The sequence below is a fragment of the Pelagovum pacificum genome (genome assembly GCF_016134045.1).
Classification (GTDB): Bacteria; Pseudomonadota; Alphaproteobacteria; order Rhodobacterales; family Rhodobacteraceae; genus Oceanicola; species Oceanicola pacificus_A.
In genome coordinates this window covers 1,658,731-1,677,555 of sequence record NZ_CP065915.1, presented here as the reverse complement: position 1 = coordinate 1,677,555, position 18,825 = coordinate 1,658,731, and the positions used below count along the sequence as shown (strand labels likewise).

Genomic DNA, 18,825 nt, shown 5'->3' with positions numbered 1-18,825 from the left:
GTCAGAGCCCGTCGAGCACCGCGCGGGCGGCACGAAGGCCCGGCGGCTCTCCACCCTGCCCCAGCCGCTCCATCGTCAGCGCCATGGCCTCCTGCTGGGGGCCGGGATCGTCGAGCGTGGCGAGCAGCGCAGGCGCGATCCGGGCGGGGTCGCAGTCCTTGCCGATGAATTCGGGCACGGTCCGGCTTTCGGCGACGAGGTTCACCAGCGTCACCGTATCGACGCGCAACATGCGCGAGATGATGGCGCGGGACAGCGGGCTCATGTCGTAGGCGATGACCATCGGCGTCGCAGCGGCCGCGAGTTCCAGTGACACGGTGCCCGATGCGGCGAGCGCCACGTTGGCGGCGCGGAACGCGGCGCGCTTCCGGCAGCCATCGCCATCCTCGGCAGGGTCGATGAGGATCGGTTGTCCGGGCCAGCTGGCGGCCTTCTCGCGCACCAGCGCGGCGACCGGTGCGGCACAGGGCAGGACGATCCGTGCATCGGGTCGCGCGGCAACGACGCGGGACAACGTTTCTCCGAACCGGTCGGCGAGGCGTTCGATCTCTCCCTTGCGGGAACCGGGCAGCGCGAGGACCAGCGGCGCAGCCCCGATGCCGTGCGCGGCACGGAACGCCTCGGCCTCGGCGTCGGTCGCCACTGGCTCGGTCGTCACGGGATGGCCGACGAAGTCGCAGCGGATGCCCTCCGCCTCCATGTAGGGTGGCTCGAATGGAAAGAGCGCGAGGACCTGGTCGATCATCCGCGCCATCTTCTTCGCCCGGCCCGGTCGCCAGGCCCAGACGGTGGGCGAGACATAGTGAACCGTGCGAATGTCCGACCCTGCCTTCACCAGCTTTGCCACCCGCAGCGAGAAGTCGGGGCTGTCGATGGTGATCAGCACGTCCGGCGTCGTGTCGATGACGGCCTGTGCCGTCTCGGCGATGCGGCGTTTGAGGTCGAAGTACTTCGGCAGGATCTCGGCGATACCCATCACCGACAGCTCTTCCATCGGAAAGCGCGAGGACAGACCCGCCTGCTCCATGCGGTAGCCGCCGATGCCGTCGAAGGTGACGTTGGGCACGAGCTGTCGTAGCCCCTCCATCAGGGCCCCGCCGAGGCGGTCGCCGGACGGCTCCCCCGCGACGAGGAACACCCTCATGACTCGCCCGCGGCCCGGATCCAGAAGAGGATGCCGCGCTCGTTGCAGCGGCGGACCACTTCCTCGAGACCGATCACCATGACACCGCCGGCGGCCAGCACGATGCCGGTGAGGCCCGCCTCCGCGACGGAGGTCACGGTGTAGGGCCCGATGGCTGGCAGATCGACCCGGCGCTCTTGCCCCGGTTTCGGCGCCTTGAAGAGCAGGCCACCCGGTTCGGGCGACAGCGAGAGGGAGGCGAGCATCGCCGCCGTCCCCTCCGGCCCCTCCTGCGCCAGCACGCGACCGTTGCGCACCGCACAGGCCTGCCCGAGGTCGGCTTCGCCGAGTGTGCGCACGACGCCTTCGCCAAGTTCCGCGTCGGCGCGGATGCCGGAGGTCAGCGTCTCCCCGGCGTAGAGGCCGGCGGGGGGCAGCAACTCGGGGACGATCTCGTGCGCGCCGACCACTTCGATGCGTGCCTCTTCGAATATCGCGACGAACTCGCGCAGGGTGCCGTCGTCGCCGCGCGCCAGCGCCGCCTTCAGGCGCGGCACCAGCGGCTGCGTCGCCTCGTCGATGGCGTCGGGCTCTACCGGCGGGCGGCGGACGGCGCCGGCCATGCAGACCCGCGTGACGCCATAACCCTTGAGCGTGGCGAGCAGCGTGCCGAACGTCTCCAGCCGGAACGGCAGGCGCGGCAGATCTTCGGGCAGGTCGGGCGTGAAGCCGCGCATCTCGCAGACCAGCGGTTTCTGCCCCTCGATCCGCAATCTCTCGCAGATCAGACCCGGCAGAGCACCCGTCCCGGCTATGAGTGCGAGCATCCCGGCCTAGCCCCCCGGTGTCAGGAAGGAGCGGTCGGTATCGCCGAGCACGAAGCCGACCATCTCCTGCACGTAGGAAGATTTCGTCTCCGCCTGCAGGCGGCGGGCGCGGTCGGCGAAGGTCCCCTCGCCGTCCTTCAGCGTCTGGAAGGCGGCGCGCAGCGCGGTGACGTCCTCGCGGGCGACGCCCTTGCGCTTGAGCCCGACGAGGTTCAGCCCGTCGAGCACGCCGCGCGGACCCTGGACGAGGCCGAAGGGCACCACGTCCTTGGTCACCATGGTGACCGCGCCGATGATCGCGCCGTGGCCGATCCGCACCCACTGGTGGACGCCGCAGAGGCCGCCGACGATCACGTCGTCCTCGATCACGCAATGCCCGGCGATGGCGGACTGGTTCACGATGATGACCCGGTCGCCGATCCGGCAATCGTGCGCGATGTGCGACCCGGCCATGAACAGCCCGTCGTCGCCGACGGTCGTCTGACCACCGCCGTGGCCGGTGCCGGCGTTCATCGTCACATGCTCGCGGATGCGGTTGCGCTTGCCGATGACGAGCTTCGTTTCCTCGCCGCCGTACTTCAGATCCTGCGGGATCGCGCCGAGGACGGAGAACGGAAAGACCTCCGTGTCCTCACCGATCTCGGTGGCGCCGGTGACGACGACATGGCTCTGCAGCACGACACCGGTGGCAAGCCGCACCTTCGGGCCGATATGGCAGAAGGGGCCGATCTTCACGCCGGCGGCGATCTCCGCCCCGTCCTCGATGACCGCGCTCGGATGGATGTCGCTCATGCGGCGGGCAGCTCCATCATCGCGGTGAACTCGGCCTCGGCCGCCATCTCACCGTCGACGGTCGCCTTGGCGCTGAACTTCCAGACCTTGCCGCCGGGGCGGCCGCGGGTCGTGGTGACGTCCATGAGGAGCTGATCGCCCGGCACCACCTTGCGGCGGAACTTGCAGGCGTCGATGCCCATGAAATAGATCGACAGGTTGCCGTCAGTCAGTCCCATGGTGGTGCCGACCATGACGGCGGCCGTCTGGGCCATCGCCTCGACGATGGTGACGCCGGGCATGATCGGGTTGCCGGGGAAGTGACCCTGGAAATGGGGCTCGTTCATCGAGACGTTCTTGATCCCGCGAGCGGTCTTGATGCCGTCGATGTCGATCACCCGGTCCACCAGCAGGAACGGGTAGCGGTGCGGCAGGATCGACTGGATCAGGAGGATGTCGGCCTCGGTCGGCGTCGATGCTGCGTCGGCGGCGGCGGTTTCGTCGGTCATGGTCGCTCCTCGAGTGTCGTTCGCTTGGTTAGCAACCCCCCGGGAGCGGGGCAAGCCGGGTCACTCCTCCGCGACTGGCGCCTCTTCGCCGGTGCCGAGCTCTGAGTCGATGAGCTGGACCGCCTCGGCGGTGACGTCGATGGCCCCGACACCGAGGATGACGTCGCGCCGGTCGAGGATCACCGCAGCCCCGCGCGCCGCCATCAGCTGGCCGAGCAGCGGGCGGATGGCGAGCAGGAACTGGTCCTGCCCCTCCTGCAGGGTCTGGCCGAGGGCGCGTTCCTTGGCATCCTGCGTGCGGCGGATTTCCTGCACGCGTTCATCGAAGGCCTCGGCCTCGGCGCGGAAATCCTCGGGAGACATGGTGCGGCGGCGCTCCGTCAGGGCGCGCTCTTCCGTCTCGAGCTCTTCGGTGATGCGGCGGTTCTCGGCGGCGAGCGCCTCCGTCTCGGCCTGCAGCTCGTCCGCCATGCGCTGCCCGTAGAGCGACTGGCTGAACATCTGTTCCGGGTCGATTGTCAGTACGGGACTGCGCACCACCGAGCCCTGCCCCGGCTCGGGCTGCTGCACCGGCGGTTCGACCGTGATGATCGGATCGTCGTCCTGCGCCGCCGCGCCGGTGGCGAGCAGCAGCGCGACCGCGAGCGTCGCGACCAGCCGCATCAGAAGCTGGTCGAGATCGTGACGTCGAAGTTGTTCGGCTCGTCCCGTTCACGGATGTCGAGCGGCTCGCTGAAGTTGAAGCGCAGCGGACCGATCGGCGTGGTCCAGAAGACCGAAACGCCGGCGACGGTGCGGGTGTCGAACTCGTTGTAGAGAACGGTCGCGCCGTGCTCGTCGCCCACGTCCCAGACGGAGCCGTGGTCGAGGAACAGACCGCCGGTGATGCCGTATTCCTCCGGCAGACCGAGCGGGAACTCCGCCTCCAGCCGCGCGACGGCGAAGTAGTTGCCGCCAAGCGCGTCGTCGGTGTCGGCGTCACGCGGGCCGATGCCGCCCGGCTCGAAGCCGCGCATCAGGCTGCTGCCGAGGAAGTAGCGGTCGGTCACGCGGCTGCTGCCGGTGTTGTAATGCAGCGCCCCGCCTTCGACGGTTGCGCGCAGGGTGAGTTCCTCGGACCAGACCTTGGTCTCTGCGGCGGCGAGCGCGGTGGTGCGGACGAACTCGTTGTCGCCGATCCCGTATTCCTGCCCGAAGCGCAGCACGTAGCCGGTGGTCGGGTCGATACCGTTGCGGCGGCTGTCCCAGCTGTAGCCGAAGCCGAGCGACTGCGTGCCGACGGCTCCGCGGTCGGCCTCTTCGAAGATCACGAGGCTGGCACGGTCCTCCGGCGGGTCGGTGCGGTCGCCGGCCACGTCGGTGATGTCGGTCCAGTTGAAGGCGTAGTACACCTGCAGGCGGCCGTTCTCGCTGACCGGGAAGGACAGGCTCGGGCTGACCCTCACCCGCTCGGTATCGTAGAGCGCGTTCTGGTTGTCGGTCGTGCGATAGTTCAGGTCGATGCCGAACCGCAGGTCACGGCCGAGGAAGAACGGCTCCGCGAAGTCGAACGAGAAGTTGCGATTGGATTCCCCGGTGGAGATCTGGAAGTCGAGCTGCTGGCCACGTCCGAGGAAGTTCCGCTCCCGGAAGCTGGCGACGAGCGAGACGCCGTTGTCGCTGTTGTAGTTCGCCCCGAAGGAAAGCGAGCCGGTCGGCTGTTCCTCGACATCGACGTCGATGACGACCTGATCGGGGGTGGAGCCTTCGCGCGCATTGACGCTGGCGTCGGCGAAGTAGCCGAGCGCGCGGATGCGCTCCGCGCTCTGGCGGATCATGCGCGGGTTGAACGGGTCGCCTTCGACCGTCCGGAACTGGGTGCGGATCACGCGGTCGAGCGTGGTCGTGTTGCCCTCGATGTCGATCCGCTCGACGAAGATACGCTCGCCCGGGACCAGCACGTAGTTCACGTCCAGCGTGCCCTCGCGGTCGTTGCGGGTGATCTGCGGCTCGACGCGGACGAAGGACAGACCCTTGCGGATGGCGAGATTCTCGATCCGGGCGATGTCGTTTTCGATCCCGACCGGCGAGTAGACGCTGCCGGTGCGCAGGCGCAGGGCGCGGCGGAATTCCTCGGCATTGGCCTCAGGGATCTGGCTGGACAGGCCGACGCCGCCGATGCGGAAGCGGCGCCCTTCCTGCACGTTGTAGGTGATGAGGTAGGCGTCCCGCTCGCGGGTCAGCTGCACGTCGACGTCGTTGACGACGAAGTCGGGATAGCCGCGCGAGTTGTAGAAGTCGGTCAGCACCTGCTTGTCGAAATCGAGCCGGTCGGGCGAGAACGTGTCGCGCTGGATCAGCAGGCGCAGCGCGCCGGCCTGCTTCGTCTCGAGCACGCCGCGCAGACGGCGGTCGCCGAAGTCGCGGTTGCCGACGAAAGAGATACGCTCGACCTCGGCAAGGCCACCCTCGAACACTTCGAAGACGAGGTCGACGCGGTCGCCCTCCCGGCGGATCAGCGAGGGCCGCACGATCGCGCTGACGCGGCCCGCATCGGCGTAGGCCTGGCTGATCGCGGCGACGTCACGCTCCGCCGTGGCGGGGCTGTAGACGCGACGCTCCTGAGAGGCGACGACGCTGCGCAGGACGTCGTCGTTGAGGCGGGCGTTGCCCTCGAAGTTGATGATGTTGATCGTGGGATATTCCGACACGCGGATCAGCAGGTTGCTGCCCTGCGGCACCAGTTCGACCGTCTCGAACAGGCCCGAGCCGCGCACCTGCTGGGTCGCGTCGTTGAGCTGTGCGGCGCTGACGGCCTGCCCGCGGGCGATGCCGGCGTAGGACAGGATGGTGCCGTCCTCGATCCGGTCGTTCCCCTCGATCGTGACCGAGTTGAAACTGTAGGTTTGGGAAAAGGCCGGTAGCGCCAAGATGCTGAAGATCATCAGCGCTGCGGCGAAGAGCGCCGACGGTTCGATGGGCCACGCGGCGGCGTGGCTTCGGCTTTTAGTCATAAGTCCCGTCCGTGCAGACATCCCAGTGCTGAACTCTGGTATCGGGATCAGGGGGTCTTGTCAAAACGAGAACGCGCCCCGGATCGGGGCGCGTGAGCTAGGTCGGATGAGGGAAGGTCGGACGGCGTCAGAGTGCCGTGTGAAGCGAGCCTATGAAGGCCCCGGCCCACAATGCACCGGCGATCGTCGCCCCGTAGAGGAGACGGTCCCAGTTCAGATTCACCAGAAGCGATACGCCATTGTAACCTTGCGTGAGCGCCTGCATTTCCTAGACCTTCCTGCCCTGAAAATTTTTAGTCCCCGGTATTTCCCATCACAATGTGGCGGAAAGGTGTTCCGGCAACGGAGTTTCAGGGGCAGAGGAAGAGGTCGTTGGCCAGCGCGAACAGCATCAGCGTCAGCAGGATGGACAGGCCAGCCGCCATCAGCACCCGCAGCGCGCCGTCGCTCGGCGGGCGGCCGGCGACCGCTTCGTAGGCGTGGAAGACGAGGTGTCCGCCGTCGAGCACCGGAACCGGGAACAGGTTGAGCATCCCCACCGCCGTCGACAATACCGCCACGAACCAGATGAAGTTGGACGCCCCCTGGCTCGCCATCGCGCCGCTGGTTTCGGCGATGCCGACCGGGCCGCTCAGGTTACAGGTCGAGATTGCGCCGGTGATCATGTGCCACAGACCGTCGAGCGAGGTGACGATGATCGTCCAGACCTGCATGATGCCATAGCCGAGCGCGGAGAAGACGCCCGGGCTTTCGGTCTCCGGCTCGAAGAACAGACCGCCGGTGACGCCGATTAGGTAGCGCGTCTCGAAGCCGCCGTCGGCGGAGGGCAGATCGACGCTGCGCGGCACGAGCGTGAAGTCGAGCACGTCGCCGTCCCGCCAAACCTCGACGGCCAGCGCGCGCCCTTCCGAGTTCGAGACCACGTCGCGCAGGTCCTCGAAGGTCCAGAGCTCTTCTCCGTCGATCGACAGAAGCACGTCGCCGATCCGCAAATCGACATCCATCGCGGCGGATTGCGGGCTCAGCCCCTCGACCGTGGGCGGATAGGGATAGGGCCCCTGCACTGTCACTTCGTTGCCGTCGCGCAGCACGCGGTAGTCGAGGACGCGCTCGTCGGGGAGCTCCTGAAGGAAGGCATCGAATTCCGCCAGCGCCGGCGCGTCGAGGCCGGCGATGGCGAGGATCTCGTCCCCCGGCTGAAGCTCCTGCACGTAGCCATCAGGCAAGTCGCGGACGTCCGATACGGTCAGCGGATCCGACGCCTGCCCCTGGAACAGGATGACGGCGGCGAAGATCAGGAAGGACAGAACGAAGTTGAAGACCGGGCCCGCCGCGACCGTGGCCGCCCGCGCCCAGAGCGGTGCGCCGAGCATGGTGCGCCGCTTCTCCGTCTCCGACAGTCCGGAAACGTCCGACCCGACGCTCGAGGCATTCGAATCGCCCAGGAATTTCACGTAGCCGCCGAACGGCAACGCGGCGACCTGCCAGCGCGTGCCGCGACTGTCGACCCGGCTGAACAGGACCGGCCCGAATCCGAGCGAGAAGACCTCGGCATGGATGCCCGACCAGCGGCCGACGATGTAGTGGCCGTATTCATGGATGGCGACGATGATCGACAGCGCGACGACGAAGGCGACGATGGTGAAGGCGATCCCGCCGAATTGCGGGACGAGTTGCGACAAATCCAATGCTTACCGATCCATGCTGCTGATGATCTCGTCGGTGCGGACGCGGGATCGTTGATCCGTGTCCAGCACCATATCGAGATCGAAGGTGTCCATTTGAAGGCTCGCGTCGGATGACATTGCCGTCAGCGTGTCCTCGACGGCATGCGCCATGTCGAGGAAGCCGATCCGCCCCGCGATGAAGGCGTCGAGCGCGACTTCCTTCGCCGCGTTGAAGATCGCGCCGGTCAGACCGCCCGCTTCCATCACGCCACGCGCGAGGCGCAGCGCCGGGTAGCGCTCGCTGTCGGGCGGCCGAAAGTTGAGCTGGCCGATCCGGCCGAGGTCCAGACGCTCCACCGGCAGCGGTGCACGCTGCGGGTGATTCAGAGCGTAGCCGATGGCATGGCGCATGTCCGGCGGGCCGAGATGCGCCATCAGCGCTCCGTCGGTGAAGCCGACCAGCGCGTGGATCAGGCTTTCGGGATGGACCAGCACTTCGATACGGTCGGGGTCCAGCCCGAAAAACTCTTTCGTTTCGATGAGTTCGAGGCCCTTGTTGAACATGGAGGCGCTGTCGATCGTGATCCTCTGGCCCATGTCCCAGTTCGGATGGGCGCTCGCCTCTTCGACCGTCGCGGTGACGAGCCGTTCGAGTGGCCAGTCCCGGAAGGCCCCGCCGCTGGCGGTGATGATGACGCGCTCGACGGCCGCCATGTCTTCGCCCACGAGTGCCTGGAAGACGGCGGAATGTTCGCTGTCGACCGGCAGCAGAGTCGCGCCGTGCTGCGCCACTTCGCGCATCACAAGCGGGCCGGCGCAGACCAGCGTTTCCTTGTTGGCGAGGGCGAGAACGGCCCCCTGCCGGATCGCTGCGAGTCCGGGCACGAGGCCCGCCGCCCCGACGATCGCCGACATCACCCAGTCCGCCGGCCGCGCCCCGGCCTCGGCCATCGCGGCATCCCCGGCTGCGGCCTCGACTCCACTCCCCTCGAGCCGCGCGCGGAGGTCGTCGAGCAGGTCATCGTAGCAGGTCACGGCCACGTCGGCCCTCAGCCGGATCGCATCGGCGGCGAGCTGATCGATATTGCGCCCACCTGTGAGGGCGACGACGTCATAGGCGTCGGGGTCCGCGGCGATCAGGCTCACCGTGTTCTGCCCGATGGAGCCTGTCGCGCCGAGAATGCTCACGCGTTTCAAAAGGACAGGCCCTGGATATCCAGCACGGCGGCAGTGAAGAGCATGAAGATCGACGCGCCGAGCAGCGCGTCGAAGCGGTCGAACAGACCGCCGTGACCAGGGATCAGGGTCGAGGAATCCTTGACCCGCATCCGCCGTTTCAGCGCGCTTTCGGAGATGTCGCCGATCTGGCCGGAAAGGCTGAGCAGCATGGACACCGGAACCAGCTCCCACCCCGCCTGCGTGGCAATTGCGAAGGCCCAGCCGACGAGCCCGGCCCCGAGCCAGCCGGCGACCGTGCCGCTCCACGTCTTCTTGGGCGAGACCTTCGGCCAGAACTTCGGGCCACCGATCAGCTTACCTGCGAAGTAGCCGGCGACGTCGGTGACCACGACCACCATGATCAGCCAGAAAAGCCAGGTCACCCCGTAGTCGAGCCGAAAGGTCACGAGCCCCCAGCCCGCGATCTGGATCACCAGGGCGAAGGCGAAGAACGTCAGCTGCTCCCGCTTGGCGGCGAACCCGCCGATGATCGGAGCAATGAACAGGAGGGCGAGGAACCAGCTCCGGTCGACCATCAGAGAGCCGGAGAGGACGGAGGCGACGAGCGCGGCAAGCAACATCCCGTCGGTCGGGCGGTCCGGGTGGATCATGCCCCAGAGCTCCCACACCATCACCGCGACGGCGAAGACGGCGAGCATCTGGAACCACACGCCGCCCACCCAGATCGAGGCGGCGCCGAGCAGCACCATCCCCGAGCCCGAGACAAGCCGTGTCCGGAGGTCGGACCAGCGGTCGGAAGGTTCGCCGGCGGGCAATTGCTCAGGCCTTGACGGCACCGAACCGGCGGTCGCGCGCTGCGAAATTGGTCACGATGCGGGTGAACTCTTTGTCCGTGAAGTCGGGCCAGAGCGTGTCGATGAACTCGTACTCGGCGTAGGCGGACTGCCAGAGCAGGAAGTTGGAGATCCGGGCCTCGCCGCTGGTGCGGATCACGAGGTCGGGGTCCGGCAGGAACCGGGTGTCGAGGAATCGGCCGAGCGTCTCGGCATCCACGTCATTGTGGCTCAGGCGGCCCTGTTCGATCTCGACGGCGAGGCGCTGCGCGGCGCGGGTCACCTCGTCACGACCGCCGTAGTTCAGGGCGATCGTCAGGTGGACGCGGTCGTTGTCGGCGGTCAGCAGTTCGAGGTCGTCCATCAGCTGAACGAGCTTGTCGTCGAGCTTCATTCGGTCGCCGATGAACCGGACGCGAACGCCGCGGCGGAGCAGGTCCCGGGCCTCGCGCTGGATATAGCGTCGGAACAGGCCCATCAGGCCGGCGACTTCCGTCTGGGTGCGACGCCAGTTCTCGGTCGAGAAAGCGAAGATGGTCAGGTACTTGACGCCGATGTCGGGGCAAGCCTCGACGATCTCTCGGACGCGTTTCGCGCCGGCATGGTGACCGAACAGCCGGGGTTTGCCGCGCTGCTGCGCCCAGCGACCGTTTCCGTCCATGATGACGGCGACGTGGCGCGGGCCCTCGGGGAGAGTGATCGTGTCCTTCGCCATAACTGGCCTACTCCTTCGCGGCACAAGACGGCCGCTTCACTGGTCTCCGACCCCTGCGTTCGTCCGTCCGGTCGGCGGTCAGACCTGCATGATCTCCGCCTGCTTCGTCTCGAGCGACTCGTCCACCATCTTGATGTACTTGTCGGTCATCTCCTGAACCTCGGTCTCCCAGAGCTTCTGGTCGTCCTCGGACATCTGATCCTTGGCGCGCTTGATCTGGTCCATGCCGTCCCGGCGCACGTTGCGTACCGCGACGCGGGCCCGCTCGGCGTAATCACCGGCCACCTTCGTCAACTCGCGACGGCGCTCTTCGTTCAGTTCGGGGATCGGCAGCATGATGATCGTGCCGTTCATCTGCGGATTGATGCCGAGACCGCTTTCGCGGATCGCCTTCTCGACCTTGTTGACGAGGCCCTTGTCCCAGACGTTGACGGTGACCATTCGCGGCTCGGGCACGTTCACGGTGCCGACCTGGTTGATCGGGGTCATCTGCCCGTAGGCTTCGACCTGGATCGGCTCCAGCATGGAGGCCGAGGCCCGCCCGGTGCGCAGGGAGGCGAACTCCGTACGAAGGTTCGCCATCGCGCCGTCCATGCGGCGGCCAAGGTCGTCGGTATCGAGAATAAAGTCGTCGGACATGAAGTTCTTTGCTTTGGTTCGCGTCATGTGCGTAGTGCCTGCTACGCGTCGGCCTCCATATATCTTGCCTTTACGGCGCTGTATAGGGCGACGGGGCGCGGGCTCCTGCAGAGCTTCCGCAGGGCGTTGCACGAAAACTAATGCCGCCGTTCCCGCCGGGGCGCCGCAGTCCGGTCAGATGGCGGATAAGTCGGGTCCCTCGCGGCACCCCAATGGCGACAGTGAGGCCCGGTCAGCCGACGCGGGTGTAGGTCCCCTGCCCGGCCAGGATCGTGCGGAAGCCGCCCGGCTCATCCAGCGAGAAGACGATGATCGGCAGGTCGTTGTCGCGGGCCAGTGCGATGGCGGACGCATCCATGACGCCGAGGTGCTTCTGCAGGCACTCGTCGTAGCTCACCGTCTCGTAGCGCTTGGCATCGGGGAACTTCTTGGGGTCCTTGTCGTAAACCCCGTCGACCTTGGTGCCCTTAAAGATCGCCTCGCAGGCCATCTCGTTGGCGCGCAGCGTCGCGGCGGTGTCCGTTGTGAAATACGGGTTGCCCGTGCCGGCGGCGAAGATGCAGACGCGGCCCTTCTCGAGGTGACGCACCGCGCGGCGGCGGATGTAGGGCTCGGCCACCTCGTCCATCCGGATGGCGGAGATCACGCGGGTGAAGATGCCGAGCTCTTCCAGCGCGGACTGCATCGCCAGCGCGTTCATCACTGTCGCGAGCATCCCCATGTAGTCGGCGGTCGTCCGCTCCATCCCCTGCGCGGAACCTGCGAGGCCGCGGAAGATGTTGCCCCCGCCGATCACCATGCAGACCTCGACGCCCATGTCGCTGACGCTTTTTACCTCTCGGGCGATACGTGCGACGGTCGGCGGGTGCAGGCCGTATCCCTGGTCGCCCATCAGGGCCTCGCCGGAGATCTTCAGAAGAACCCTCTTGAACAACGAGTTTCCAGTGTCGCTCATGGGGGTCGCTCCTCTTTGCAGCCGCCGGCAAAATGTCTCAAAAGGAAGCTCCTTACAATGGCGCGGAGGCGGGTTTTGACCGGCACCAGCAAACTTTTCCGCACTGCGGCATGAAACTGCCCGTTCCGGTTGCAGCGGATCGGCCCGTCCTGATCGCCGGGCCGACGGCGAGCGGGAAATCATCGCTCGCGCTCGAGATCGCCGAGACGCAGGGCGGCGTGATCGTCAATGCCGACGCGCTTCAGGTGTTCGACGGCTGGCGCATCCTGACGGCCCGCCCCTCGCCCGAGGACGAGGCGCGCGTGCCGCATCATCTCTATGGTCATGTCCCGTTCGATGGCGCCTACTCCGTCGGCGACTGGCTGCGCGAGGTGGCGCCGCTGCTCGACGGGCGGGAGCGGCCGATCATCGTCGGTGGCACCGGGCTCTATTTTACCGCGCTAACCGAAGGACTTGCGGAGATTCCGCCAACCCCGTCGGACGTCCGTGCGGAGGGCGACGGCCTGCCCCTCGACCGGCTTCTCTCTGCGCTCGATGCGCGAACCCGGGACGGCATCGACCAGCGCAACCGCGCGCGCGTGCAGCGGGCGTGGGAAGTGCTGCGCGCCACTGGCCGCGGGCTTGCGGACTGGCAGGCGGACACACCGCCGCCGCTGCTGCCGCTGTCCGGCACAACGCCGATTGTCGTCGACGCCGACCGCGACTGGCTGGCCGGGCGGATCGAGCGGCGCTTCGACCTCATGCTCGACTCGGGCGCGATGGACGAGGCGAAGCGGATGGAGCCGACCTTCTCGCCGCATCACGCCTCGTCCAAGGCCATCGGCGCTGCTGAATTAATCGGCGTTGTCCGGGGCGAACTGTTTCCTGAAGTCGCGCGCGACCGTGCCGTCGTCGCAACACGGCAATATGCGAAGCGTCAGAGGACCTGGCTTCGGAACCGTATGGGAAATTGGACACGGCTCCACCGCCCCTCCACAGATTGACCACAGTCTTATCCACAGGTCTTCACAAAAACCGCTATCGTCACGCTTGATCGAAGCCCTCCGCCGTCGAAACTTGTGAAAAACGAACATGCGACGGGGATGCGATGCTGGACGACGGGATGCGGGACGAGATGAACAACAGCCTTGATCTGCGGGCGCTGAGCCACGGCACCGGCCAGACGCGCTGGCGTACCGAAGCGATGCGCAGCCACTCGAGCCCGCGCCTGATCTATGTCGGCAAGGGACAGGGGCGGATTACCATCGCCGGGCTGACCTCGGGCTACGGGCCGAACAACCTCGTCTTCATTCCTGCCGGCACGATGTACGGCATCGAGGTCGGCAACACCGTCTACGCGCAGATCCTGACGATTCCCGCCGCGATGGCCTCGGAATGGCCGGACGAGCCGGTGCACCTGCGGGTTCGTGACGTGGTCTCGCAGAAGCAGCTGGCGCTCCAGTTCGACTTGCTCGAGGCGGAACTGCGGTCGGGCGAGACGGCCCATACCCGCGCGGCGCATTACCAGCTCGGCCTGCTGTCGGTCCTGTTCGAACGCCAGCTCGACCACCACGAGGAAGAGGCCCGCCGCGCCACGACGCAGGCGCGGCTCGTCGCAGCCTACACCGACCTCGTCGAACGCAAGTACCGCTCCGGATGGGGCGTGGCGCAATATGCCGCCGCGCTCGGCGTGACGCCGACCCACCTCACGCGATGCTGCAGGGTGACCTGCAACCGCTCCGCACTTGCCGTGCTGAACGACCGGATCCTCTACGAGGCCCGCCTGATGCTGAACCGCTCGCGCACACCGGTGAAGGACATCGCCACGGCGCTCGGCTTCTCGTCGGCGGCCTATTTCACCCGCAGCTTTCAGGCCGCGACCGGCCAGACGCCGAGCGCTTTCCGCAAGGCCACGACGCCCCTGCTCCACTGACTCCCGACCGTTTGCCGCATTCTGGACCCTGTCGCTCAACGACAAGGCAAAGGTCGTTTTTGTGACACGAAGTGCCGAATCAAGTCGTTGACCTCACGGTCAAAACCATGCGGAATGTCGCCTAGGGGATGACAGCCATCCGGCCGGACCGCGCCACGGTTCGCCAGGGCACGTCGCTTCGGGGTCAGACGTAAAGACAAGAAACGACAGGGAGTTCGGCATGGCCGACAACAAGAAATCCGTAGAATTCATTCACCCGGCGGCGCACATGTACGCCGCCGAAGTCGCGGAGGGGAAACTGTCCCGCCGCGAGTTCCTGACCCGCGCGACCGCGCTCGGCGTCAGCAGCGTCGCGGCCTACGGCTTGCTCGGGCTGGAGGCGACGGCACAGGAAGCCGCCGACGTTCAGGACGGCGGCACGATGCGCATCCTGACCGAGGTTCTCGCCGTGAAGGACCCGCGCACCGCCGACTGGTCCGAGATCGGCAACTTCATGCGCGGCTGGCTCGAGTACATGGTCGAATACAACCGTGACGGCTCGCTTCGGGGCATGCTCCTCGAGAGCTGGGAGGCCAACGAGGACGCCACCGAATACACCCTGAACGTCCGTCAGGGCGTCACCTGGAACAATGGCGACGCATTCAACGCCGACGACGTGGTGCGGATGTTCGAATATTGGTGCGACCGCAACGTCGAGGGCAACTCGATGGCTGGCCGCATGGCGAACCTGATCGATTCCGAGACCGACCAGCTCCGCGAGGGCGCGGTGACCAAGGTCGACGACTACACGGTGACCGTCAGCCTCGAGGTGCCCGACATCTCGATCGTTGTCGGCATGGCCGACTATCCGGCCGCCGTCGTCCATTCCAGCCACGACCCCAACGCGATGCTCGACAACCCCGTCGGCACCGGACCCTTCCTGCCCGAGAGCCTCGAACCCGGCGTGCGCGCCGTGCTGGTCAAGAACACCGACCATGACTGGTGGGGCAACAACACTGAGGGGTACGAGGGCGCCTACCTCGACCGGATCGAATACGTCGACTACGGCTCGGAGCCCTCGGCCTGGATCGCGGCGATGGAATCCGACGAAGTCGACATGCTCTACGAGAACGTCAACGAGTTCATCGAGATCGGCGACGCGATCGGCTGGGTGAAATCCGAAGTCGTGACTGGCTCCACCGTGGTTCTGCGCTTCAACCAGCAGACCCCGGTCGGCGACATGCTCCCCTACGAGGACCGGCGCGTCCGACAGGCGCTGGTTCAGGCGGTCGACAACGCCGTCCTTCTGCAACTCGGCTACGCCGGCCTCGGCGTGCAGGCCGACAACTTCCACGTTGCGCCGGTGCACCCGGAATATGTCGACATCGGCCGCCCCAAATACGCGCCCGAAGAATCCATGGCCCTGCTCGAAGAAGCCGGCATGGCCGACTTCGTTCACGAGCTGATCTCGCTCGACGACGGGTTCAACCGCAACACCGCAGATGCCTGCGCCGCGCAGATCCGCGACGCCGGAATCAACATCGAGCGGACCGTCATGCCCGGCTCGACCTTCTGGAACGACTGGACGAAGTACCCTTTCTCGCTGACGGAGTGGAACCACCGCCCGCTCGGCGTGCAGGTCATCGCGCTCGCCTATCGCACCGGCGAGGCGTGGAACGAGACGGGCTATGCCAACCCGGAGTTCGACGCCAAGCTGAACGAGGCGATGTCGATCGCCGATGCCGAGCAGCGCAAGACGGTGATGGAGGACGTCGAGCGGATCCTGCAGGACGACGCGGTCTTCATCCAGCCCTACTGGCGCTCGCTTTACCGCCACTACCGTCCGGGCGTGGTCGGCGCGGAGATGCACCCCAGTTTCGAGATCCACGCCTACAAGCTCGGCTTCGCCGCCTGAGCCGACAAATCGAGCGGGCCGCCATTGGGCGGCCCGCTTCATTAAGGGAACCCCGTTCCCGATAAGAAAGGTCGGAATACCGGCCGGCCCGCACCAGACCGAAGGGATGCCATGGGACTGTTCATACTGAGGCGCGTGGGGATGATGATCCTGACCGCGCTCTGCCTCACGTTCATCGTCTTCTTCCTGACCAATCTCTACCCGAACCTCGAAAAGCTCTCCAAGACCCAGGGCAACTTCCGGATGACCGACGCGCAGGTCGAGACCTGGCTCAACAACCGGGGCTACCTGCAGCCGACGATCGTGAAATACGGCGAGTGGCTGGGCGTTCTGCCGGGCTACGTGATCGAAGGCACCGATGGCACCTGGCGGTCGCGCTGCAGCGGCGAGCTCGGCGAGGACGGCGCGCTGCCCGAAGGCCATTCGACCTACTGCGGCATCCTGCAGGGCAACTGGGGCTATTCCACGGTCTTCCGCTCCAACGTCGAGGAAATCATCGGCACCCGCCTCGCCCTCACCGGCAAGCTGATGTTCTGGGTGATGATGGTCATGGTGCCCGGCGCCCTGCTGATCGGTGTCCTGGCGGGCATGCGCGAGGGCTCGCGCACCGACCGGAGCCTGTCGACCCTGTCCATCATCACGACCGCCACTCCGGAGTATGTCTCGGGTGTCATCTTCATCGCGGTCTTCGCCTCGACCGCCGTTGGGCTCAGGTGGTTCAACGGCTCCGCGACCTCGGCGATGGAGGACGCGACCTTCGTGAACTTCACCCTGCCGGTCCTGACCATCGCGCTCTACGGCATGGGCTACATCGCGCGCATGACACGGGCGAGCATGACCGAAGTGATGACGGCGCAATATATCCGCACCGCGCGGCTCAAGGGTGTCAGCTTCAGCAACATCGTGGTGAAGCACGCGCTGCGCAATGCGCTGATCGCCCCCTTCACGGTCATCATGCTGCAGTTCCCGTGGCTGCTGAACGGCGTCGTGATCGTCGAGACGATCTTCAACTACAAGGGCTTCGGCTGGACGCTCGTCCAGGCCGCCGGCAACAACGACATCGAGCTGCTGCTCGGCGTCTCCGTCGTCTCGGTCTTCGTCGTGCTGATCACGCAGCTGATCTCGGACATCGGCTACATCTACCTCAACCCCCGCATCCGTATTTCCTGAGGAGCCAGCAGAGATGGAAGACCCACTTACCTGGACCGGCTCCCTCGGGAGCGTCCTGAACCCGATCTTCTTCGCCTTCGGCGGCCTGTTCCTCGTCGCCGTGGTGGTTCAGATCGTCCTGTCCTTCTTCGTGCCCGCCGTCACCATGCGGGCCAATCCCGACGGCACGCTGGCGCGCTCCGGCGGTGTCGGGCCACTGCTCGAGAACGCGGTGAAGTGGCTGTTCATCGGCACAATGGCCTGCATCTTGGCCTACATCGTCGGCGGGATCGTCATGCCCTACGGCGCGGCCGGCCTGATCGGCGCCGTGGCGGACCGGTTCACGCCGGTCTGGATCGCCCTGATCGCGACCTTCGTGCTGTCGATCGTCACCAAGCGGAAGACCGGCCTCTACGGCAAGCTCTTCGACAGCACGATCGGCATGATCGGCTTCGGCCTCGTCATGTTCTGGGTGTTCACGGCGATCTTCGTCGGCTTCTTCGACCTGATCACGACGCACGACCCGCTCAGCCAGATCGTGGAGCTCAAGAACAAGCTGCCGGGCGTTCCGGTCCCCGACGCGACGGAGGACGGGCTGTTCCCCCACTACCTGCTCGGCGGCGACAACCTCGCCCGCGACGTCTTCAGCCGCATGGTCGAGGGCTCCGTCGTGGTCATGCAGATCGCCCCTCTCGCGACGCTGTTCGCCTTCATGGTGGGCATCACCCTCGGCCTGCCGGCGGGCTACTACGGCGGCAAGCTCGACACCTTCCTGAGCTTCGTCGCCAACCTGATCCTCGCCTTCCCCGTGATCCTGCTGTTCTACCTGCTGGTGACGCCCGAGATCATCGCCACCGGCATTCCGAACTACATGGCGACCGTCCTGTTCGTGTTCCCGATCGTGTTCCTCGCGATCCTGCTGAACTCGCGCTACTACACGCGACCCAAGCTGCGCACGCCGCTGCTGGTGGTCGTGCTCGGCATCACGGGCTGGATTTACCTGTCCCTGATCTCCGAGGTGAACTCGCCGATCCACATCCTGCCTGGCTTTCTCGACGGGTTCGACGTGCCATCCGGCATCCTCGTGGTGTTCGTGTCGGTGGTCTTCGTGAACTCGCCCACGGTGTTCCGGATCGTCCGGGGCCTCGCGCTCGACATCAAGACGCGGGACTACGTGGCGGCGGCCCAGACCCGTGGCGAGGGCCCGTGGTACATCATGCTGTGGGAGATCCTGCCGAACGCCCGGGGCCCGCTGATCGTCGATTTCTGCCTGCGCATCGGCTACACGACGATCCTGCTTGGCACTCTCGGGTTCTTCGGCCTCGGCCTTCCGCCCGAGAGCCCGGACTGGGGCACCACGATCAACGACGGCCGCCGGCTTCTGTCGATCTACCCGCACCCCGCACTGCCGCCCGCCGTGGCGCTGCTGACGCTGGTGCTGGGCCTCAACCTGCTGGCCGACGGCCTGCGCGAAGAGAGTTTGAAGGATTGAGCGGGTCCATCCGATACCGGGTGCGCATTGAACGCGCACCCTACGCCGGTGGGCTCACGCACGGTTCAGGACCCACCCGTAGGGTGCGCGCTCGATGCGCACCCGCAATACGCACACCGTCGGACACGATGCGCCGTGACGGCGCACCCTGCGTCGCCCCCGTAGGG

General features: G+C 66.5%; 18 protein-coding genes. 5 read left to right on the top strand and 13 right to left on the bottom strand.

Annotated features, from left to right (window positions below):
- Position 1 precedes the first annotated feature (1 nt).
- The 13 genes from lpxB to pyrH form a co-directional block, all read right to left on the bottom strand.
- The gene (lpxB, locus tag I8N54_RS08275; RefSeq protein ID WP_140193016.1) at positions 2-1,144 is read right to left on the bottom strand and encodes a lipid-A-disaccharide synthase; all 1,143 of its coding nucleotides are present in this window, start codon (positions 1,142-1,144) and stop codon (positions 2-4) included.
- A complete protein-coding gene (locus I8N54_RS08270; protein WP_140193017.1) occupies positions 1,141-1,950 on the bottom strand; it encodes an LpxI family protein in 810 nt (269 codons plus the stop codon). Before I8N54_RS08270 ends, lpxB begins: the two co-directional genes overlap by 4 nt.
- A 6-nt stretch (positions 1,951-1,956) precedes the next feature.
- Complete coding sequence (lpxA, locus tag I8N54_RS08265) at positions 1,957-2,742, bottom strand: acyl-ACP--UDP-N-acetylglucosamine O-acyltransferase (RefSeq protein WP_140193018.1); 786 nt, start codon at positions 2,740-2,742, stop codon at positions 1,957-1,959.
- The gene (fabZ, locus tag I8N54_RS08260) at positions 2,739-3,230 is read right to left on the bottom strand and encodes a 3-hydroxyacyl-ACP dehydratase FabZ (protein ID WP_140193019.1); all 492 of its coding nucleotides are present in this window, start codon (positions 3,228-3,230) and stop codon (positions 2,739-2,741) included. The genes lpxA and fabZ overlap by 4 nt, the downstream gene beginning before the upstream one ends.
- 60 nt (positions 3,231-3,290) lie before the next feature.
- Positions 3,291-3,893 (bottom strand): OmpH family outer membrane protein, encoded by a 603-nt coding sequence (locus I8N54_RS08255; RefSeq protein ID WP_140193020.1) that lies wholly within the window; start codon positions 3,891-3,893, stop codon positions 3,291-3,293.
- On the bottom strand, positions 3,893-6,223 hold the full coding sequence (gene bamA / locus I8N54_RS08250; RefSeq protein ID WP_140193021.1) for an outer membrane protein assembly factor BamA: 2,331 nt from the start codon (positions 6,221-6,223) through the stop codon (positions 3,893-3,895). Before bamA ends, I8N54_RS08255 begins: the two co-directional genes overlap by 1 nt.
- A gap of 127 nt (positions 6,224-6,350) precedes the next feature.
- The gene (locus tag I8N54_RS20155; RefSeq protein WP_232790452.1) at positions 6,351-6,488 is read right to left on the bottom strand and encodes a hypothetical protein; all 138 of its coding nucleotides are present in this window, start codon (positions 6,486-6,488) and stop codon (positions 6,351-6,353) included.
- An 85-nt stretch (positions 6,489-6,573) separates the two neighbouring features.
- A complete protein-coding gene (rseP, locus tag I8N54_RS08245) occupies positions 6,574-7,911 on the bottom strand; it encodes an RIP metalloprotease RseP (protein ID WP_140193022.1) in 1,338 nt (445 codons plus the stop codon).
- Between the two features lie 3 nt (positions 7,912-7,914).
- The gene (gene dxr / locus I8N54_RS08240) at positions 7,915-9,087 is read right to left on the bottom strand and encodes a 1-deoxy-D-xylulose-5-phosphate reductoisomerase (protein WP_140193023.1); all 1,173 of its coding nucleotides are present in this window, start codon (positions 9,085-9,087) and stop codon (positions 7,915-7,917) included.
- A complete protein-coding gene (locus tag I8N54_RS08235; protein WP_269434055.1) occupies positions 9,084-9,884 on the bottom strand; it encodes a phosphatidate cytidylyltransferase in 801 nt (266 codons plus the stop codon). The genes dxr and I8N54_RS08235 overlap by 4 nt, the downstream gene beginning before the upstream one ends.
- 4 nt (positions 9,885-9,888) lie before the next feature.
- The gene (gene uppS, locus I8N54_RS08230) at positions 9,889-10,617 is read right to left on the bottom strand and encodes a polyprenyl diphosphate synthase (RefSeq protein ID WP_140193024.1); all 729 of its coding nucleotides are present in this window, start codon (positions 10,615-10,617) and stop codon (positions 9,889-9,891) included.
- Between the two features lie 78 nt (positions 10,618-10,695).
- Positions 10,696-11,256, bottom strand: coding sequence for a ribosome recycling factor (frr, locus tag I8N54_RS08225; RefSeq protein ID WP_140195540.1), 561 nt, complete (start codon positions 11,254-11,256; stop codon positions 10,696-10,698).
- A 232-nt stretch (positions 11,257-11,488) separates the two neighbouring features.
- Positions 11,489-12,211 carry a UMP kinase gene (gene pyrH / locus I8N54_RS08220; protein WP_140193025.1) on the bottom strand — a complete coding sequence of 241 codons (723 nt, stop codon included), beginning with the start codon at positions 12,209-12,211 and terminating at the stop codon, positions 11,489-11,491.
- 110 nt (positions 12,212-12,321) lie between these two features.
- Here pyrH and miaA point away from each other — a divergent pair, with 110 nt between their 5' ends.
- The 5 genes from miaA to I8N54_RS08195 all read left to right on the top strand — a co-directional run bounded on the left by miaA (position 12,322) and on the right by I8N54_RS08195 (position 18,658).
- Positions 12,322-13,194, top strand: coding sequence for a tRNA (adenosine(37)-N6)-dimethylallyltransferase MiaA (gene miaA / locus I8N54_RS08215; protein ID WP_140193026.1), 873 nt, complete (start codon positions 12,322-12,324; stop codon positions 13,192-13,194).
- Between the two features lie 104 nt (positions 13,195-13,298).
- Positions 13,299-14,123 carry a helix-turn-helix transcriptional regulator gene (locus I8N54_RS08210; protein ID WP_231592406.1) on the top strand — a complete coding sequence of 275 codons (825 nt, stop codon included), beginning with the start codon at positions 13,299-13,301 and terminating at the stop codon, positions 14,121-14,123.
- A 220-nt stretch (positions 14,124-14,343) separates the two neighbouring features.
- Positions 14,344-16,017, top strand: a complete 1,674-nt coding sequence (locus tag I8N54_RS08205) for an ABC transporter substrate-binding protein (protein ID WP_140193027.1) — start codon at positions 14,344-14,346, stop codon at positions 16,015-16,017.
- 111 nt (positions 16,018-16,128) lie between these two features.
- Entirely contained in the window at positions 16,129-17,187 is a 1,059-nt protein-coding gene (locus I8N54_RS08200) for an ABC transporter permease (protein WP_140193028.1), read from the top strand.
- 13 nt (positions 17,188-17,200) lie between these two features.
- Positions 17,201-18,658, top strand: a complete 1,458-nt coding sequence (locus I8N54_RS08195; RefSeq protein WP_140193029.1) for an ABC transporter permease — start codon at positions 17,201-17,203, stop codon at positions 18,656-18,658.
- The last annotated feature ends 167 nt before the right edge of the window (positions 18,659-18,825 follow it).